3 protein-coding genes and 1 pseudogene are annotated in these 1,422 nt (G+C 41.2%); all 4 read left to right on the top strand.

Features of this window, described 5'->3' with window-relative positions; translation table 11 throughout:
* Positions 1-319, top strand: a 319-nt coding sequence (locus PKO02S_RS33050; RefSeq protein ID WP_218034000.1) for a hypothetical protein, incomplete at its 5' end; no start/stop codon positions are given.
* Positions 320-333: 14 nt separating this feature from the next.
* The gene (locus PKO02S_RS32020) at positions 334-633 is read left to right on the top strand and encodes a pentapeptide repeat-containing protein (protein ID WP_127589344.1); all 300 of its coding nucleotides are present in this window, start codon (positions 334-336) and stop codon (positions 631-633) included.
* A 15-nt stretch (positions 634-648) separates the two neighbouring features.
* A pseudogene (locus PKO02S_RS34085) lies at positions 649-816 on the top strand (pentapeptide repeat-containing protein); the annotation flags it as partial.
* A 190-nt stretch (positions 817-1,006) separates the two neighbouring features.
* A partial coding sequence (locus tag PKO02S_RS32010; protein ID WP_164821832.1) for a hypothetical protein occupies positions 1,007-1,422 on the top strand: 416 nt, incomplete at its 3' end.

The raw sequence follows: 1,422 nt of genomic DNA, 5'->3' as shown, positions 1-1,422 counted from the left end.
CCCTTATCGACCCAAGGCCCCTCCTGTAGTAACGCAAGAAATGGTAGCAAATGCAATGAAGGATGCGCCACTACAAACACAGCAAACTGCGGTTTCTCTTTCAGCTATTCAGAGGTACGTCGATCGAATAGTTTCAGGAGACACAGCTTCTGCAATCAATGTCGATGACGGTATAATTGTAGATGGTAATTATAGGTGTATTGCAGGAAGGATAATGGGGATTGAGCCTGCGCAGATTCCGGCCGTAGGGGGGAGACCATCTCAAGTCGTACCGTGGTCAAATGTGTTTCTTGATCCTGTTGATTGGGGGAATAAGTAAACATCGGAGGTCATATGATTATTCTTAAAAGTCACGCAGTCGGAGAAATTGTACTAAATGTTGAAACATTAAAATTTACAGATTTAAGTGATATTGATTTTCACAGAGCAGGTCTATCGAATATGTGTTTTGAAGGTTCCAAAATGGCAAGAGCGAATTTAAGATCAGCTGAACTTGAAGAATCAGTTATGGATTACGTAGATTTTACCGAAGCGTTGTTGATGAACGCAAATCTGTTTAGGGTATCACTAAAATATGCAAAATTAATAGGCGCAAAGTTAATAGGTACAAATTTAGTTGGCGGACAATTATAATTTGCTGATTTAACAGGTGCAGATATTTGCAAAGCCAATTTTTCTAATGCAAATCTTTGTGGTACAAATTTAATGGGTTGTAATAGATACGTTGAGGCAAACTTTGAAGGAGCTATCTATGATAAACAAACAAATTGGCCAACTGCGTTTGATCCAGTTTCTGCTGGTGCATTAGAAATCTAATTAACCTGAATTTCGAAAGCCCGTAAGATTGGGATACTGTCACCCGTTATATTGGGGAGTCCTCTGTAAATCAAGTCTATCGAGCCCAATCACGGAAAAGCCAAATCATGTATGCTGATGCTCCGCCCGCTGATTTTAATGTGAAGACGATTAGTTACTCTGGTGACTCTGGGAGCTCCTCAATTCTGATATGACATTCTCAGTCACAGTAAATGATGTACTGACATCGACCCAGTTTGATAATAAGAAAGATTACATCGATGCTGAGAACCCGCCCGTTTTTTACAATACGAAAGTCAGTAGCACTGCTGGAGACATAAAGAAAGTTACGGACTACACTTACAACGAGGCTCGTCGATGGACAACGCCTATTGGCAGCAGTTCGAAAACAGTGAATACTTCGACATTAGTAGAGTCGAACCCAGTAACTACTTCTCAGACATTTGATGACTACCAAAACGTCACAACTTCTACTGATCCAATGGGTGTGCGTACTACATACGAGTATGACGCTACAACACATTTGCTTAAGAGCGTATCGCAGCCGATTAGTGCGACACAGACACGCTATACGGGTTATACCCGAAACGCTCAGGGTAAAGTGAC

Origin of the sequence: Paenibacillus koleovorans NBRC 103111 (genome assembly GCF_004000845.1) — a bacterium.
In the GTDB taxonomy this organism is placed as follows: domain Bacteria; phylum Bacillota; class Bacilli; order Paenibacillales; family NBRC-103111; genus Paenibacillus_AA; species Paenibacillus_AA koleovorans.
Note: the sequence above shows the minus strand (reverse complement) of the source record. Positions and strands in the feature narration are given on the sequence as shown.